The following is a 15812-nucleotide window of genomic DNA, read 5'->3' on the forward strand; positions in this document are numbered from 1 at the left end:
CATAAGAGTTTCCTGTTTTGCTATGTCTTTTCAAAACCGCCTGCTCTTCTCTTTCAATCGCAGAGAAAACTAGTCCTGCCTGCTCGGCGGTAATGCCCTTGAGTTGGCTGGCAATCTCCACAAGCTAAGGCTTTCTTAAAAATCAAGAAAGCCTTTTGTTATGCGTGTATTTAATTAAATATTAGGGTCATTTAAATCAAGCTTGTCAGCCTCGGTAATTTTTCTGATTGGCTTGCAAGGATTGCCCACAGCAACCACACCTGACGGAATATCCTTAACTACAACCGAACCCGCACCGATTACAACATTGTCGCCGATTGTAACACCCGGAAGCACAGTCACACCGCCGCCAAACCATACATCGCTGCCCACCTTTATAGGCTTTGCCCATTCAATTTCCATATTTCTCTGTTTGGCATCAATAGGGTGAATTGCAGTATAAAATCCGCAGTTAGGACCGATAAAAACATTATCGCCGAATATTACCTCTGCACAATCAAGAATAACAAGGTTATGGTTTGAATAGAAATTCTTGCCTACTTTGACATTAAAGCCGTAATCGCACCAAAAAGGAGCGGTAAAGCAACGAAATTCGTCAGGTTCCTTTTGCAAAAGCTCTGTAATAATAGCTGTTTGTGCCACAATATTTGTCGGATCAAGATTATTGTAATCTCTGCAAAGAGTTTTTGCCTTATTGCGTGCATTAACAAGCTCAGTGTCAGTACAATCGTAAACCTTGCCGGCAATCATTTTTTCTTTTTCAGTCATTTTACACCTCTGTTATGCCATCTGGAAATCTTTAATGTAGCTGTCGATTGACTTCTTGATAATATCCTTTGCCATTTCAACACCGTTAGTTTCTGTTACAGATGTAACCTTGCCACTCTCAAGGCTCTTATATACCTGGAAGAAGTGCTGAATTTCGTCAAAATAATGGCGAGGAAGGTCTGCAATGTCATTGTAGCCACAGTAGTTTGGGTCGTTAACAGGCACAGCAATGATTTTTTCGTCACAGCTGTCATTATCAATCATATTGAGAACACCGATTGGTTTGCACTCAACGAGCGTCATAGGCTGAATAGTTTCAGAGCAAAGCACAAGAACATCAAGCGGGTCACCGTCATCAGCATATGTTCTCGGAATAAATCCGTAGTTTGCCGGATAGTGTGTTGATGTAAAAAGAACTCTGTCGAGTTTTAACATACCGGTTTCCTTGTCAAGCTCATATTTATTCTTTCCGCCCTTGGAAATTTCTATAACAGCGTAAAATTTATCTGCTGTAATTCTCTTTGGAGATATATCGTGCCAAATATTCACAATAAAGCCACCTCATACATTTATTTACTTTAATTATAAATAAACCGCAGTCAGTTGTCAAGAATTAATTCTGAAATATTTGACAACAAAACTGCGGTTTTTAGTTTATATTTTATTAAAAGAGATAATTATTTGATTGTATTTGACTGATTTTGGTTTTATTTACTCTTTTTAACATTCTCAGCAATAAGCTTTACTATCTGAATAATTACTGTAGGAATGAAAGCAAGCAAGCCAATAAAACCAATCTGAGCACCTGTAAGCTCTGCAATTTTGAACAATGGGTGCATAAACGGTACAAAGAGTACAAATGCGAGAAGTGCCACACCTGCGGCAAAAGCAAGCAGACTATAAACATTAGAGCCAAGACCGATTTTAAATATAGAGTGTTTGCTGCGGCAGTTAAAGCCGTGGAAAAGTCTTGCAAGTGTAAGAGTTGAGAAAGCCATAGTGCTTGCAGTGGCTGCGTCAACCTGTAAGCCAATGTAGAATGCTGTCATTGTCACAACGGCAATCAACGCACCTTGTAAAAGCATTAATGCTGAAAATTCCTTTGTAAGAATACCTTCTTTAGGATCTCTTGGCTTTTGTGAAAGCAAATCCTTTTCAGGCTTTTCCATACCGATTGCAATGGCAGGAAGCGAGTCGGTCAAAAGATTGATAAAGAGAAGATGAACAGCCTCAAACGGTACAGGCAATGCAAGGAGTGAGGCATAGACAACCGAGAAGATTGCAGCCATATTGCCCGACAGCAAGAAAAGAATTGCATTCTTGATATTTCTGTAAACATTTCGACCGTTTGCCACAGCCTTTATGATTGTAGCAAAGTTATCGTCCTGAAGAACCATAGATGCAGCGTCCTTGGAAACCTCTGTACCTGTAATTCCCATTGCAACACCTATATCGGCCTTTTTGAGTGCAGGTGCGTCGTTTACACCGTCGCCTGTCATAGAAACTATGTTGCCCTTTCTCTGCCAAGCCTCAACAATTCTGATTTTATTTTCAGGAGAAACTCGTGCATAAACTGATATTTTAGCTATCTTTTCATCAAGCTCGGAGTCGCTCATAGCATCAAGCTCCATACCTGTTACTGCAATGTCACCATCTCTGAAAATGCCGAGCTGCTTTGCAATAGCGGTAGCTGTAACCTTGTGGTCACCTGTAATCATAACCGGCTTAATACCTGCTCTGATTGCGTCTGCAACAGCTTCCTTAGATTCCTCACGAGGTGGGTCAATCATAGAAACAAGACCTAAGAAGGTGTAGCCGTACTCGGTATCAACACTCAGTTCTTCATCTGACTGCTTATAAGCAAAAGTAAGCACACGCAAACCGTTTTCGGAGTATTCATTATTCTGTTTAAGAATTTCTGCCTTATCAGCCTGAGTAATAGGACGAACACCGTCTTTGGTTGCAATACTTTCGCATCTGTCAAGAATAGCGTCAATAGCACCCTTTGTAAGAATATGGTTCACACCATGCAATTTATACTTTGTGCTCATCATCTTTCTGTCAGAGTCAAAAGGCACTTCCTCGAGTCGCTTTAAGCCCGAACGCAAGTCCTCTTCGTTATGACCAAGCTTTCTGAGGGTTTCAAGCAAAGCGTACTCCGTAGGGTCGCCTATTCCCTTGCCGTCAACAATGCTTGAATCGTTGTTAAGTACCATATCATAAAGAAGATAACGGTGGCTCTGGTTGTTAAGGTCAAGTTCTTCCTCAAAAATACTCTCGCCGTTGATATAGATTTTCTGAACAGTCATCTTATTCTGAGTGAGTGTACCTGTTTTGTCAGAGCAGATTACAGACACGCAGCCAAGACTTTCAACCGCTTTTAAGTCTTTGATAACAGCATTTTCCTTAGCCATTTTCTGAGTACCCATTGCCTGCACAATGGTAACGATTGAGCCTAAAGCCTCCGGTATTGCGGCAACAGCAAGTGCAACCGCAAACATAAGAGCGTCAATAATTGCCATATGGTTGAGCAAACTCAAGCCAAAAACAACAGCGGAAATTATAAGGATAATAATTGCAAGCTTGCTTGAAAATTTATCAAGGCTCTCCTGCAAAGGAGTTTTCTTTTCCTTTGCGGCATTCATAAGGCTTGCAATCTTGCCGATTTCGGTGTTCATACCTGTGCCAGTAACTGCCACAATAGCTCTGCCGTAGGTTACAAGACTGCCGGAGTACACCATATTTGTTCTGTCTGCAAGCGGAACTTCATCTGCTATATCTTCATCATTTTTATCAACATTTGTTGATTCGCCTGTGAGTGAGCTTTCGTTTACCTGCAAGGAGTAGTTGTTGATAATTCTGCCGTCTGCCACAACAAGGTCGCCTGCCTCAAGCACAATTATATCGCCCTCTACTACCTCTTTTGACGGAATTTCAATTTTCTGACCGTCACGAATAACCTTTGCATTCGGCGAAGAAAGTGATTTTAAACTATCAAGTGATTTTTCTGCATTAATATGCTGGACTGTACCAAGAATGGCATTAAGTGTGATTACCGCAAAAATTACTATTGTACTTTCAATATTTCCTGAAAACATTGAAATAATTGCCGCAATAATAAGAATAATTACAAGCAAATCCGCAAACTGACTGAAAAATACTTGCAAGGCGGTTTTTCGCTTACCCTCCTGCAAAACATTTTCGCCGTTCTGCTTTAACAGCTCCTCGGCTTTTTGTGAGCTGAGTCCGTCCTTTGTGACCGACAGCTTTTCAAGCACCTGCTTTTTGGTCAACTGATACCAGTTCATCATAATTCCTCCATATTTTTTCTTGATAAAGGTTAAGCGTACAAATAAAAAGGTTCGGTTTTAAATGTTGGGGTAATATTGATAAATTATGGTTTATACTACAAAACTGTCGGAAAATTCCAAACCTTCCCCTTGAGGGGAAGGTGGCATTTTCGCAAGAAAATGACGAATGAGGTGTCGCCGTTTACGGCGTTTTTCCTTAACTCAAGCTTTAATATAAGTGAACTCTTAACGAGTTCAACACCTCATCAGTCACTTGCGTGACAGCTTCCCCTGTCAGGGGAAGCCTAAATTCGCTAAACCATAATTTACACTAACTATTAAAAAAGAACAAACAAAAAAGACTTTTATTATAAAACATTGCAAACGCAATTATCCTACAATAAAAGTCTCGTTTTTTAAGATACAACCGATACCCGAAAAGGTATGAGATTGACGAATTGTATCACAGATTATCTGCAAACTACTCCCCTTTATGGTGGTTTTATTCTAACAGATTATTCAATTTTTGTCAACTGTTTTTTCTGAGTTTTCATCTTTTGCTTTTGGCTTTTTTGGCTTACTGAGCATTGCAAGCACTATTCCCACAGTCGCAAGCAAAACTCCGCTTGCCGATGTAAGCGATGACCATTCTTCGCTGTCAAAAGCATATGCAATAATAATTGATGCAAAAATCAGCAACACGCAGGTTATAAGCAGAATAAAAGCAATCTTAAACAGCACATTCATTTTCTGTTTTTTCATCACATCATCTCCTGCAAATTATTTGTAATATTTGCAAAGTCCTCAAGGGTGAGTTTTTCGGCTCTTGCATTAGTTTCTACACCGGAATTTACCAAAAGTTCATTAATTCTGCTCTTTTCAACAGAAAGTCCAGAGCTTAGTGAATTTGCAAGAGTCTTTCTTCTCTGAGAAAAAGCCGCCTTTATTACATTAAACAAAAGCTTTTCATTATTAACATTAACCGCCGGCTCTTTGCGGATATTAAGTCTTATTACCGCTGAATCAACCTTTGGAGCAGGCATAAATGAACCGGCACTTACGCCGAACAGCATTTCAGGCTCAGCGTAATAATTTACGGCTACAGTAACCGCACCGCTCTGTCTTGTACCCACTTCGGCACAAATTCTCTGAGCCGCCTCTTTCTGAACCATAACTGTTATAGCCTCAATCGGCAGTCTGTCCTCAAGCAGCTTCATAATCACGGGTGAGGTTATGTAGTACGGCAGATTTGCACACACAACCACCTTCATACCTGCAAACTCCTCTGCAATCAGCTTGTGCAAATCAAGCTTTAGTATGTCATCGTTCACCACTTTAAGGTTATCGTACTCGGCAAGGGTTTCGTCAAGCACAGGCAAAAGCCTTTTGTCAAGCTCAACCGCCACAACCTTATCGGCTAAAGAACAAAGTTCATTTGTAAGCACACCTATGCCGGGGCCGACTTCAATTACCCCTACGCCCTCGCCCGCACCGCTGTACTCCGCCATTCTTGGACAGACTGACGGATTGATTAAAAAATTTTGTCCGAGTGATTTTGAAAATGTAAAGCCGTGCTTTGAAAGTATTTCTTTAATTTTTCCTATATCAGATAAATTATTCATTATAAAAGCCTAAGTCCTTTCGGATATTTATTTTTCAGTCTGCCATTTGAGCATTTGCCAAAGCCGGTAGTAATGCCGTTTACGCAAACTGCGGTGTATCCCTTGATACCGCTGTCCACAGCAATTTCCTCACCATGCAGAAAAGCCTTGATTTCGGCAGAATTTACATCTAAATCAACCTTTGACACACATTCTTCCGCCCTTGCCGCCATAAATGCCGAATGATGCGGCTCAATTCTGTTCTTAACAAGCTGTCCCAGAATTATTCCGCTGCGAAGTACAGGCAATTTTTCTGTCGGTACATAATTTTGTGGCAGAATAATAATCTTGTCACCGATTACCTCAATGTTTTCTCCAAATGGTCTGTCTGTAAAAAGGCTGTCGTAAAAATCTAAAATCTTACTGTCTGTTTTTCTTTTTATATTTTCCGTAACAGAATTATTATACAATTCACCCGATTTTCTAAGCCTTGCCGCAAAGTGACCTTCGCCGCCGTCCATTGGGAAAATTCTTCTTGCGTAATCAAGCGTTGGTCTGCCAAAGCCGACATTTGCGTCTTCAAGTACAAAATCGGGGTTTTCCTTTAAAAATCTTGTGATTACGCCCTCGTTTTCCTCAACTGAGAATGTACAGGTGGAGTACACCATAACTCCGCCGTCTTTTAAAGCTTTTTTTGCACTGTTCAAAATTTTAAGCTGTCTTTCGGCACAGCTTTTTACATGCTCGTCGCTCCACTCGCTCTCGGCAGTCGAGTCCTTTCTGAACATTCCTTCACCACTGCAAGGTGCGTCAACAAGCACTTTATCAAAACAGCCTGCAAGCCTTTCACAAAGCACTTCGGGATAGGCATTTGAAACTGTGGCATTGCGTATGCCCATTCTTTCAATATTAGATAAAAGAATATTGGCTCTGTTCTTGACAATTTCATTACTCCACAAAAAGCCTTTTGAATTAAGCTTTGCCGCAATCTGAGTGCTTTTGCCACCCGGAGCGGCACAAAGGTCAAGCACAAAGTCGCCCTCACGCACATCAAGCATTGTAACGGCAGATGACGCAGACGGCTCCTGAATATAAAATGCTCCTGCATGGTGCAAAGGATTGTTGCCAAGGGAGGTAATTTCATCAGGAATGTAAAAGCTTTCATCACAAAACGGGGACTGCTTCAATTCAAAATTGAGCAGATTTTTAAGCTTTGGGACTGAACATTTAAGAGTATTTACCCTTAATCCTCTGTAATGCTCACCGCTTGAATTATAAAATTTTAAAAAATCCTCAAACTCATCGCCGAGCAGAGCTTTCATTTTATCTAAAAAAATATTCATTGTATAAAATCCTTAGAAACGATAATAATAAGCATATCGGAGGGAGGTGCTAATATGAACTTCAACCAGAATCAGAATAACAATCAGAACCAGAATAATAACCAGAACAACCAGAATCAGAACAAAAATCAGAACAACAACCAGAATAAAAATCAGAAGAATAGCCAGAACAAGAACCAGAATAACTTCCGATAATCAAGTTCATAGCTATGTGGCAAGCCATATTTGTAATATTACAGGTATGGCTTGCCTTAATGGTACATAATTGAAAAACTATAATTATAACTTATCAAAAACTCACTAAAACAAATTTCCGACAACATCAAACTGAAATATTAATCATAATTTGAGGTTTCCAAAGGTCACTGACCTTTGGTCGTTTGGGAAAATGGGATACTTAAGGGAAAAGGGCATCGAAAGCCCTGTTCCCTTGAGCGTGCTTTCTTTTGGAGCTTTTCTTTTCACGCAAAAGAAAAGCGGAATTGGTAGGCAGTTTATAATAAGCCATAAGTAATTTTAAAGAGAAAAACTCTTCAACATAGCCATTACACACTCACACCAATATTAAAATCAGATTAGATAAGCAAAATAAAAAAGATTCAAAGGTCGCTGACAAAGGTCGCTGACCTTTTATAAATTCCTCAGTATCCGTATTCCTCACCAATTATAATAACCTTTATTCTGTCCTTGTGCCTTTGTTGAGCACATACTACATAATTACAGCAAATTCGTCTGTCGCTTTTACAGCCTGAGCATAACTCGGCGTCTTGCTTATCGGCAGAAATACACTTGCCAAGCTTTGAGCATGGAGCGTCAATGTTAAGTCTTATAGTATTACTCGGTGCGGCTACTTTTTTTACTCGATTAATTGCCTCATCAATGTTTTTCACAATTTTATTATAACCACAAACAAGAATAACACTCTTAGGACCATACAAAATTGCCGCTACTCTGTTAGAGTTGCCGTCCACATTGTAAAGTTCTCCGTTCTCCGTAATGGCATTACTGCTTGCAAAGTAAGCGTCTGCACAAAAGGTTTTGCGATAAACCTCCTCAACCTGCTCCGGAGTAATTCCCTCTGCCGCTCTGTCAAGATAATTATAATCAGAAGATGTAATAATATCATATACTCCCGTTTCCTTTAAGGTAACAGAGCCTCCGCTTGAGATAACATCACCCTTTTTAATCAAGCTTTTTACAAGCTTGCAGGCATCATCTTTGTTTTCACAAAAATATGCGTCCATTTTATTTGCTTTAAGATTTTTGATTGTCTTTTCAATCTTTTGCATTATTTCGTTGTTCAAAGCACCCATATTTACACTTCCATAGCTTTTTGTTAAATTATACACTATAAATCACGCTATTTCAAGCCTCAACAAACGGCACTCCAAAATACTGTGCAATCGACTGGGCAAGATTTCTGCCGATTGCGTTTATATTCTCCCTTATCCATTGTGCCTCTTCGGGGTTATCGTGATATGCCACTTCAATCAAAGCCGAAGGTGCTTTTGTTCTGCGTACCTCGGCAAGGCTTGTGGTGGGGATAATATCCACATCGTCAGGGTACGGATAGATGTTTTTATAATTCTGTTGAAGAATTTCCGCAAACCGTTTTCCGTTAAGGCTTGACGGATAGTAATAGATGTCTGCACCTGTGTATCTGCCTGCCGAGCCTTCGGGTGCAGCGTTGCTGTGAATTGCAAGATGTAAGTCATTTGCTGAATTATTTGAGTCCCTTATTGCCTGTGAAAGGGTCATTTCCGGACTGTTTCTGTCAAATTCAATTCCGCTTGCCAATAGATACGGCTCAATAGCGTCTGCAACCAGATTCATATAATATTCCTCATTTCCGCCATCTACATATGGATTGTACTCCTGAAGTGACGGACTTAAATATACCTTTGGCATAATAATTCTCCTTTAGAATTTTCTAATGCGTAACGCACCATACAATATATTATTCCGTAAACTATTTTTTGTTTATTTTTTCCATAAGCACTGCTGTAGATTCCGAATTATCCCTGCGAAATCTTCCAAGCTCATACAGACTGTCGGGCGATTTTGAAATGTAATTCAGCTTTTCTGTACAATTAAGGGTTGCTAAAAATCCATTCTCTTTCAGAACATTCAGACCTGTGCTGTTCTCCTCTCCAAACGGATACACAAAAGCCTTTGGCACTTTACCCGTTACTTTCTCAAGGTAGGCCTGAGCCTTTGTAATATCCTCTGTAATTGCTGACTTGTATTCCTCATCGGTTTCTCTGTACTTCTTGCCTATCCCCTTTCTCGGCGATAGTGTGTGCATATTGTAGGAATGATTTTGAAATTCCACCAAACCCGAATCGTCCATTTCCTTTATATTGCTTTCAATCAGATGTCCGTAGCTTGCGTTCTCTTCTCCAACCTTTGTGTAGTCCTCGCTGAGCTTTGCAATCGGCGAAATTACCGCCTTTGCATTGTACTTTTTCAGCAGAGGAAAAACATACTTGTAGTTATTGTAGTAGCCGTCATCAAAGGTAAGCATAACGCATTTTTCGGGTAAAGACTTGTTGGCATACACATAGTCTATCAAGTCATTCACTGTAACAGTGGTGTAGCCGTTATCCTTAAAGTATTTTAAATCACTCTCGAATAATTCGGGCGAAACTACATAATCGTTTTGACTTGCTTTATCTTTTAGCACAGAATGATACATTATAATAGGAAGTTTAACAGAATTTTCATCAATTTCAGTTGCACCGCTCAAAGAACACAGTATAAAAATCGACACAATTACAGTAGCAGTTGAGCATAAGAGTAGTTTTAATCTGCTTTTGTATATTTTTACCATAATTACCTCCACAAATTTATATAAAAAATAATTTTCATTATTCTTTTATGTAAATATAACGATTAAAAGATATGATAATATATGTGCAATCAGTAATCATTATCAATTTCTTGGAGAAAATGTTGCAATGAAAAGAAATTTTAGCTCAAAAAGAAACGCTATATACAACACAATTCTCAGCACAACATCACACCCAAGTGCTCGTTGGATATACGAACAGTTAAAGCCCGATTATCCTGACCTCAGTCTTGGTACGGTTTACCGTAATATTTCATTGTTTAAAAATGAAGGCAAGGTAAGCGTAGTGTGTAATGTAAACGGTGAAGAGCGTATTGACGGAAATACCTCACCGCACACACACTTTGTATGCAACAGCTGTAGCAGAGTAATTGATGTAACAGATGACGGCACAAAGTCACCCGAAAGTCTTTCATTACTAAACAAAGGCTTTAAAATCGACAGCAAGCTCGTTATCTACTACGGCAAATGTTCTGATTGCTGTAACAGTAGTGCCGATAATCGGTAATTAATTATCAATATATATTTATTGTAAAGGAGAAAAAATTATGAAATGGTATTGTACAGTATGCGGATATGTTTATGAAGGACCTACAGCTCCGGAGGCTTGCCCACAGTGTAAAGCTCCTGCAAGCAAGTTTAAAGAGGTAGTAGAGGGTGCTTCATTTGCTACAGTTCACGAAGTAGGAGTTGCTCAGGGCGTAAGCGAAGATATTTTAAAGGATCTCAGAGCTAACTTTGAGGGCGAGTGCTCAGAAGTTGGTATGTACCTTGCTATGGCAAGAGTTGCAGACAGAGAGGGTTATCCTGAAATTTCTGCCGCTTTCACAAAGTACGCTTTTGAAGAGGCTGAGCATGCCGCTAAATTTGCAGAGCTTCTCGGCGAAGTAATCACAGACAGCACAAAGAAGAATCTCCAGATGCGTGCAGAGGCTGAGGCAGGTGCTTGCGAGGGTAAATTTGACCTTGCTAAGAGAGCAAAAGCTCAGAACCTTGACGCTATTCACGATACAGTTCACGAAATGGCAAAGGACGAGGCAAGACACGGTGCAGGCTTTGCAGGTCTTTTAAAGAGATATTTTGCTGACTGATTGTAATAATCGAATCATAAAGGACATCGGCAATACGCTGATGTCCTTTATTCAACAAAAAACGGCTGATTTACATTTTAGTAGGTCAGCCGTAATTTTTTATTCAATTATTTGCAGAAGTGAAATAACAAGTTAATTGATTACTTTTAATTATTTATATTTTCATTAACTCCCGACTTTTTATCAACATTCTTAAAGGAATTTGCACTATTATATAATGCTACATTGGAAGATACTTCAGTATTATAAACAATTCTTGCCACACCCATAACAATAGCTGAAGATATATGAAAAGCATAATAATTTATAAAAGCAATTACAACTGATACAAGCAAAGAAATAAAAACTCCCCAACCACCAAAAATGTCATGATTAGCAAAAGAAAAAATTACGCCGGCTATTAATATAATAATACACAGCACTACCCCAATTGCTTCTAATGAATCGGAAACATTTGCTACTTTTTTTGAGATTTCATCAAATTTTTTACATTCTTCAATATTATTTGGAACATTTTTCTCTGTCATAATTAATCACCTTTTTATTAAAATTTTATAATAATATCATACTTGCCTATAGCCTAAATACAATTAATCAAAAGCATTATAATAGAAACAAAGATGGATGCATACACGAGTTTATTTACATTTTCTTTTTTAAAAATGCCAATTATACTAAGCACTGTACCCATACCGCTAAAAAATAAACCTATCAATAGATAAAATGATATTGAATTTTTATCATTAAAAAGCATTGAAAAATCCACTATATCAAGTCCTACACTAATTAGCAATGTAACCATCAATACGGTACAGTGATAGGTATTTATCGACTTGATTTGTTTTGTATATTTCTCTGTTTCTATTTGTGCAACTTCATCATTATTTGGATTTAATGTACCGCAATCAGGACAAACCTTATCGGAAGGATTAAGCTTCCTGCCACATACTTTGCATAATGTTGTTTCCATTATATTCTACCCTTTTCTCTAAGTAATGCCCTGTATTGATCTGCCCAAGGAGCAGTAGTTACACGAGTTGCATAAATCATTCTCTTTTTGGGCATAATAGCACACTTTGAATCATGTTCCATTTTTTCAAATTTAGCAAGTTCACTATTAATTTTATCTTTTGATAAATAAGAAATACCGGAAATTAATGCACCAAAATAATTCATACATTGCATAACATATCTTGGAGAAGCAGAAGTAGACATTCTATGAATTGCAATACTAAGCAAAGCATAAATTGTAGTATAAATTGAGTCATATAGGCTTTCGGCAAGTTCACTTTTTGAATTGTCAGTATACTTAACAGCATTATCAGCTGCACCGATTGCTTGAATAACTTTATTATTACTAAGTGATGAAGTAAATAATATACCTCTTGCTTCCAATTCCCATGCACGAGAATTTGTTGGATCCATTTCTAAAACCAACTGGCAATATTTTTCAACTAACTCTGAATTTTTTGCTTTTACAGCATTAACAGCCAAATTAAGATACTTTTCTATTTCATCATTATTATTCTGTTTAGTTGGAACAGTCGATGAATTGATAGGGTATCCACAATTAGGACAATTTGGTGCTAAATCTGAAATCTGTTTACCACACTCCGGACAGTTAATCAAGGACATAATAACACTCCCCCTTAAATATATGTATATAATTTTATTAGAAAGCAAAAATAATCTATTCATAAGCAAATTCAATAAAATTAAAATATGCACAAAATAAATCATAGGTACTTTTCTTCCTAAATTATACTGCTATTCTTCCTGTTTGTCAAGTGGAATAGGAAGTAAAATGTCTATATATACATATTTAGGAGGAATTATTATGTTTATTACTAATTTGCATATTATAGGCAATAAATTATTGAACTTCAGAAAGCAAAAAGGACTTACTCAAGCAGAGGTTGCGGAATTAGCCGACATTTCTGACAGAAGCTACGCTGACATTGAAAGAGGAAGTACCAATATGCGTACTGAAACTCTTGTAAATATATGCAAAGCCTTAAACATCACACCAAACGAATTACTTGTCGAAGAAGAAAAACGAACAATTAACTTTGATGAAAATGAGATTATACAAAGATTGAACAAATGCAACAGCAAAGAAAAAGCAACTGCATTTGAACTGTTATCAGTATATTTAAACTCGTTAGATTGATAAAAATGAAAAAACGGCTGACTTACATTTTAGTAGGTCAGCCGTAATTTTTTTATTCAATTATTTGCAGAAGTGAAATATACCTCGTAATCATCATAATTCAGAGAGATTGAGTTTATTTTATCACCCTTGCGGTGAATATAAAAGTTTGTTTCGGTTTCGCCGTCATCAAAGCTTGCCGTAACAGTATCGCCGCTTACGGTATATTTTCCACTGTGTGTTCCGTCCTCAGATGTGCCCGGTGTGAGCCAAAGCGAAAAAGTTCCGTCATCTTTGAAAGAAAGCGAGCCTTGATAGGTTGTGTAGTTGGTGTTGTACACCTCTGCCATTTCCACCTCGTCACCGCTTGCATTCAATGCACTTGATGACAACCATTCGGTATTTGCAAGGCTGTCCGATTTCATATTCATTGTGAAAACCAATGCACCTATCACCACCGCAAGCACAAGCAACACAACTGTTGCAATTATTGCCTTATGATTATTCTTCGGCTTGGCTTGTACAGCCTTATTGTTTTTCTTTTTTGTTTTTTTACTTTTGCTCATTACTCAGCACTTCCAACCTTAAAATAAACATCGTAACCAACATAATCAATCTTGATTTCACTCGGCAAATTTCCGTTGTAAGAAATAACCTCTGCGGTTTTATTCTTATCGTTTGAATATGTCATATTAATAACACCGTCAGTCACTGTATATGCACCGTAGTTATATTCCGACTGAGTGATATTGTCGGAGAAAAGACCGTTTTCGTCAAAGCTTAAACCCTCACCGCCGTACATCGAACCAAACACCTCTTTAATAGAAGCATCACGCTTGCCGATGTTATCAAATGCCTTATATGGATAAAAATCACCGGTAAAGTTCAAACTCTTGTCGGCACTTTCTGCACCGCTTACCACAATAGCCTCTGTGGTCAGCTCAGCTGTTGTATTCTCTGTCTGCAATTCCTCTGTAGTTTCTTCCGCTACATTCTGAGTTGTTTGCTCTGTTTCCTGCTTTGCTTCAACGGTAGTTTCAGCAATAGTTGCAGCTGATGCGGTGGTAGCTGTATTATCGTTATTTTTTAAATCCTTTTGTACCGAATAAATTGTAATGCCCACAATCATCAATACTAAAACTGCGATTATCGCAATAAAAAGCCACAGGCTGATTGTAATTTTCGGGCGTTTTGCGGCGTGTTTAGCTTTCATCAGATTTCCCCTCTGCTTTCTCTCTTTCCTTTTTCATCTTGATGATTACACTTCTCTTAACCATTTTTCCGTTATAGAAAATATACTCATCGCCATCCTTGCTCTCCTCAATGTCAAGGTTGAGAAACTCATCTGCAATGTGGTTTTCTTCTTCCTCTTCATCAACAAACTGTCCCTTTCTGCGGTTGTCCATTTTCTTGTCAATCTTTTTAGAACGCTTTTCCTTTTCGGTCATAAGGTTGTACATACCCGGATAAACCGAAGCATTTATAACATAAGACGCCAATGCAGGCACAAGCACAATCATAAGTACTGCGGTGGTCACAAGCAGAGCGATACTGCTGTTTGTATTACCGACAAACAAAAGAATTGTTGCACAAAACAGGGCAATTACAAAAAGTCCGAAGGTCGCAATAATGTTGTGCTTTAGTTCACCAAATGACATAAGAGCCGAGTTTTTATAAATATTTTTAAGCGACAAGTCAAAGGTAACTGTCATTGACGGCACATAAAAGAAGATAAACAAAAATGCAACCGCAATAATAATTGACACTATAAGGCAGATATAGAGCAACACAAGAAAGCCCGAATCAACCTTTGGCTGAGAAATCAACGCACTATAGAGCCTGATTGAGAAATAGCTGAAAATAACCGCAAAATAGGTGATTACACCGTGGAATAAAAACCTTTTCCAGTTGTTCTTTATGCCCTCAATAAAGGTTGCAAAAACATTAAGGTTTTCCTGCCCTCTTGCAAGTCTTGAGGTAACAAGCGTTACACCTGCAAAGAACGGTGAAAGCGGAATTATTGCAAGCAAAAGGATAAAATATCCGCCAAGCTTTAACGCACTGTCAAGAAAATAAAATGCCGTAACCAGCACCGCAAGCGGTACAGCAAACAAAAGATTGGTAAAAATAACTTTGCCAAAGTTGTAAAATAGGTTGCTGAAAAAGTCAGCTAAAGCAAACTTTGCTTTTTTCCCTGCCATTGTTCGACCTCCAAAGGTTAAAAATTAAAATTCCCCGCAAAAACTCCCCATAACGCAGCGTCAAGCACAGCAGAAAGAAAGGCAAGTATAAGTGAGCTTACCCCCTTTGAAAGAAAGTCCGATATATACCTGTGCGAAGAGCCGCCTCTTTTGTCCGCTATAAGCTGAAAAAACATTGTTCCCGATGCGTTAAAAGCGGCGACTGAAAATAAAACAAGTGCCATACAGAACAAAAATGTTCCGGGCAGTAAAACAAAAAGATAAAAGACTATTCCCGTAAGCGAGTGTACCGAAAACAAATATCCTGCCGTAATACCTGTGCCAAAACCTTTTAAAAGCACGACAAACGGCATTACAGGTATTCCCCATGGGGTTAGTCCGAGTAAAAATACTGCAAACAAAAATATAAAATCCGAGGCAAAACAGGCACAAAATGTGCTTATTACATTTTGCGAAAGCCTTGCTTTAAGATTTGTAAAAAACAAAAAGTCAAGTGAACTCAGCATTTCTTCGTCTGTAGA

20 protein-coding genes are annotated in these 15812 nt (G+C 38.4%); 4 read left to right on the forward strand and 16 right to left on the reverse strand.

The features are described 5' to 3' along the window. Positions 1-174 precede the first annotated feature (174 nt). The 6 genes from ACJMMI_RS04915 to ACJMMI_RS04940 form a co-directional block, all read right to left on the reverse strand. A complete protein-coding gene (locus ACJMMI_RS04915) occupies positions 175-768 on the reverse strand; it encodes a sugar O-acetyltransferase (RefSeq protein WP_405354052.1) in 594 nt (197 codons plus the stop codon). Positions 769-780: 12 nt separating this feature from the next. Then, complete coding sequence (locus ACJMMI_RS04920) at positions 781-1317, reverse strand: inorganic diphosphatase (RefSeq protein ID WP_117704199.1); 537 nt, start codon at positions 1315-1317, stop codon at positions 781-783. Between the two features lie 158 nt (positions 1318-1475). Beyond that, positions 1476-4079, reverse strand: coding sequence for a cation-translocating P-type ATPase (locus ACJMMI_RS04925; RefSeq protein ID WP_405354054.1), 2604 nt, complete (start codon positions 4077-4079; stop codon positions 1476-1478). 498 nt (positions 4080-4577) lie between these two features. Next, the gene (locus ACJMMI_RS04930) at positions 4578-4820 is read right to left on the reverse strand and encodes a hypothetical protein (RefSeq protein WP_405354055.1); all 243 of its coding nucleotides are present in this window, start codon (positions 4818-4820) and stop codon (positions 4578-4580) included. Continuing rightward, positions 4820-5680 carry a 16S rRNA (adenine(1518)-N(6)/adenine(1519)-N(6))-dimethyltransferase RsmA gene (rsmA, locus tag ACJMMI_RS04935; protein ID WP_405354057.1) on the reverse strand — a complete coding sequence of 287 codons (861 nt, stop codon included), beginning with the start codon at positions 5678-5680 and terminating at the stop codon, positions 4820-4822. The genes ACJMMI_RS04930 and rsmA overlap by 1 nt, the downstream gene beginning before the upstream one ends. Further along, positions 5680-7002 (reverse strand): RsmB/NOP family class I SAM-dependent RNA methyltransferase, encoded by a 1323-nt coding sequence (locus tag ACJMMI_RS04940; RefSeq protein WP_405354058.1) that lies wholly within the window; start codon positions 7000-7002, stop codon positions 5680-5682. The genes rsmA and ACJMMI_RS04940 overlap by 1 nt, the downstream gene beginning before the upstream one ends. A 54-nt stretch (positions 7003-7056) precedes the next feature. Between ACJMMI_RS04940 and ACJMMI_RS04945 the strand changes: the two genes are divergently transcribed. Beyond that, positions 7057-7197, forward strand: coding sequence for a hypothetical protein (locus ACJMMI_RS04945; RefSeq protein WP_405354059.1), 141 nt, complete (start codon positions 7057-7059; stop codon positions 7195-7197). Positions 7198-7643: 446 nt separating this feature from the next. On the opposite strand, the gene ACJMMI_RS04950 is transcribed toward ACJMMI_RS04945, so the two are convergent. The 3 genes from ACJMMI_RS04950 to ACJMMI_RS04960 all read right to left on the reverse strand — a co-directional run bounded on the left by ACJMMI_RS04950 (position 7644) and on the right by ACJMMI_RS04960 (position 9832). Next, positions 7644-8315, reverse strand: coding sequence for a lactate utilization protein (locus tag ACJMMI_RS04950; protein ID WP_405354061.1), 672 nt, complete (start codon positions 8313-8315; stop codon positions 7644-7646). A 52-nt stretch (positions 8316-8367) separates the two neighbouring features. Next, complete coding sequence (locus tag ACJMMI_RS04955) at positions 8368-8910, reverse strand: N-acetylmuramoyl-L-alanine amidase (RefSeq protein WP_405354063.1); 543 nt, start codon at positions 8908-8910, stop codon at positions 8368-8370. Between the two features lie 61 nt (positions 8911-8971). After that, positions 8972-9832 carry a polysaccharide deacetylase family protein gene (locus ACJMMI_RS04960; protein ID WP_405354065.1) on the reverse strand — a complete coding sequence of 287 codons (861 nt, stop codon included), beginning with the start codon at positions 9830-9832 and terminating at the stop codon, positions 8972-8974. A gap of 127 nt (positions 9833-9959) precedes the next feature. Here ACJMMI_RS04960 and ACJMMI_RS04965 point away from each other — a divergent pair, with 127 nt between their 5' ends. Further along, positions 9960-10358, forward strand: a complete 399-nt coding sequence (locus ACJMMI_RS04965) for a transcriptional repressor (protein WP_405354066.1) — start codon at positions 9960-9962, stop codon at positions 10356-10358. Between the two features lie 40 nt (positions 10359-10398). Beyond that, positions 10399-10941, forward strand: coding sequence for an NADH peroxidase (locus tag ACJMMI_RS04970; RefSeq protein WP_370768194.1), 543 nt, complete (start codon positions 10399-10401; stop codon positions 10939-10941). A gap of 146 nt (positions 10942-11087) precedes the next feature. Here ACJMMI_RS04970 and ACJMMI_RS04975 read toward each other — a convergent pair whose 3' ends face one another. From ACJMMI_RS04975 to ACJMMI_RS04985, 3 genes are read right to left on the reverse strand one after another with little or no spacing between them, the layout of a single operon-like run. Next, a complete protein-coding gene (locus tag ACJMMI_RS04975; protein WP_405354068.1) occupies positions 11088-11468 on the reverse strand; it encodes a hypothetical protein in 381 nt (126 codons plus the stop codon). 53 nt (positions 11469-11521) lie between these two features. After that, positions 11522-11911 (reverse strand): hypothetical protein, encoded by a 390-nt coding sequence (locus ACJMMI_RS04980; protein ID WP_405354070.1) that lies wholly within the window; start codon positions 11909-11911, stop codon positions 11522-11524. Beyond that, the gene (locus ACJMMI_RS04985; protein ID WP_405354071.1) at positions 11911-12576 is read right to left on the reverse strand and encodes a zinc ribbon domain-containing protein; all 666 of its coding nucleotides are present in this window, start codon (positions 12574-12576) and stop codon (positions 11911-11913) included. The genes ACJMMI_RS04980 and ACJMMI_RS04985 overlap by 1 nt, the downstream gene beginning before the upstream one ends. 202 nt (positions 12577-12778) lie before the next feature. On the opposite strand from ACJMMI_RS04985, the gene ACJMMI_RS04990 reads away from it, so the two are divergent. Beyond that, positions 12779-13111 carry a helix-turn-helix domain-containing protein gene (locus ACJMMI_RS04990; RefSeq protein WP_405354072.1) on the forward strand — a complete coding sequence of 111 codons (333 nt, stop codon included), beginning with the start codon at positions 12779-12781 and terminating at the stop codon, positions 13109-13111. 56 nt (positions 13112-13167) lie between these two features. Here ACJMMI_RS04990 and ACJMMI_RS04995 read toward each other — a convergent pair whose 3' ends face one another. From ACJMMI_RS04995 to ACJMMI_RS05010, 4 genes are all read right to left on the reverse strand, one after another. Then, complete coding sequence (locus ACJMMI_RS04995) at positions 13168-13656, reverse strand: hypothetical protein (RefSeq protein ID WP_405354074.1); 489 nt, start codon at positions 13654-13656, stop codon at positions 13168-13170. Continuing rightward, positions 13656-14303: a hypothetical protein gene (locus tag ACJMMI_RS05000; protein ID WP_405354076.1), complete on the reverse strand. Its 648-nt coding sequence runs from the start codon at positions 14301-14303 to the stop codon at positions 13656-13658. Before ACJMMI_RS05000 ends, ACJMMI_RS04995 begins: the two co-directional genes overlap by 1 nt. Further along, complete coding sequence (locus ACJMMI_RS05005) at positions 14293-15291, reverse strand: DUF624 domain-containing protein (RefSeq protein ID WP_405354078.1); 999 nt, start codon at positions 15289-15291, stop codon at positions 14293-14295. Before ACJMMI_RS05005 ends, ACJMMI_RS05000 begins: the two co-directional genes overlap by 11 nt. 17 nt (positions 15292-15308) lie before the next feature. Beyond that, positions 15309-15812: stage II sporulation protein M (locus ACJMMI_RS05010; RefSeq protein WP_405354080.1), on the reverse strand; the 504-nt coding region annotated here is incomplete at its 5' end.

The organism is Ruminococcus sp., assembly GCF_045129435.1.
In the GTDB taxonomy this organism is placed as follows: Bacteria; Bacillota; Clostridia; order Oscillospirales; family Acutalibacteraceae; genus Ruminococcoides.

Coding starts and splice junctions, on each gene's coding strand:
- ACJMMI_RS04930 (WP_405354055.1), bottom strand. CDS start 4,820: ATGAAAAAACAGAAAATGAATGTGCTGTTTAAGATTGCTTTTATTCTG.
- ACJMMI_RS04990 (WP_405354072.1), top strand. CDS start 12,779: ATGTTTATTACTAATTTGCATATTATAGGCAATAAATTATTGAACTTC.
- rsmA (WP_405354057.1), bottom strand. CDS start 5,680: ATGAATAATTTATCTGATATAGGAAAAATTAAAGAAATACTTTCAAAG.
- ACJMMI_RS05000 (WP_405354076.1), bottom strand. CDS start 14,303: ATGAAAGCTAAACACGCCGCAAAACGCCCGAAAATTACAATCAGCCTG.
- ACJMMI_RS04960 (WP_405354065.1), bottom strand. CDS start 9,832: ATGGTAAAAATATACAAAAGCAGATTAAAACTACTCTTATGCTCAACT.
- ACJMMI_RS04950 (WP_405354061.1), bottom strand. CDS start 8,315: ATGGGTGCTTTGAACAACGAAATAATGCAAAAGATTGAAAAGACAATC.
- ACJMMI_RS04915 (WP_405354052.1), bottom strand. CDS start 768: ATGACTGAAAAAGAAAAAATGATTGCCGGCAAGGTTTACGATTGTACT.
- ACJMMI_RS04985 (WP_405354071.1), bottom strand. CDS start 12,576: ATGTCCTTGATTAACTGTCCGGAGTGTGGTAAACAGATTTCAGATTTA.
- ACJMMI_RS04955 (WP_405354063.1), bottom strand. CDS start 8,910: ATGCCAAAGGTATATTTAAGTCCGTCACTTCAGGAGTACAATCCATAT.
- ACJMMI_RS05005 (WP_405354078.1), bottom strand. CDS start 15,291: ATGGCAGGGAAAAAAGCAAAGTTTGCTTTAGCTGACTTTTTCAGCAAC.
- ACJMMI_RS04925 (WP_405354054.1), bottom strand. CDS start 4,079: ATGATGAACTGGTATCAGTTGACCAAAAAGCAGGTGCTTGAAAAGCTG.
- ACJMMI_RS04975 (WP_405354068.1), bottom strand. CDS start 11,468: ATGACAGAGAAAAATGTTCCAAATAATATTGAAGAATGTAAAAAATTT.
- ACJMMI_RS04965 (WP_405354066.1), top strand. CDS start 9,960: ATGAAAAGAAATTTTAGCTCAAAAAGAAACGCTATATACAACACAATT.
- ACJMMI_RS04995 (WP_405354074.1), bottom strand. CDS start 13,656: ATGAGCAAAAGTAAAAAAACAAAAAAGAAAAACAATAAGGCTGTACAA.
- ACJMMI_RS04970 (WP_370768194.1), top strand. CDS start 10,399: ATGAAATGGTATTGTACAGTATGCGGATATGTTTATGAAGGACCTACA.
- ACJMMI_RS04940 (WP_405354058.1), bottom strand. CDS start 7,002: ATGAATATTTTTTTAGATAAAATGAAAGCTCTGCTCGGCGATGAGTTT.
- ACJMMI_RS04980 (WP_405354070.1), bottom strand. CDS start 11,911: ATGGAAACAACATTATGCAAAGTATGTGGCAGGAAGCTTAATCCTTCC.
- ACJMMI_RS04945 (WP_405354059.1), top strand. CDS start 7,057: ATGAACTTCAACCAGAATCAGAATAACAATCAGAACCAGAATAATAAC.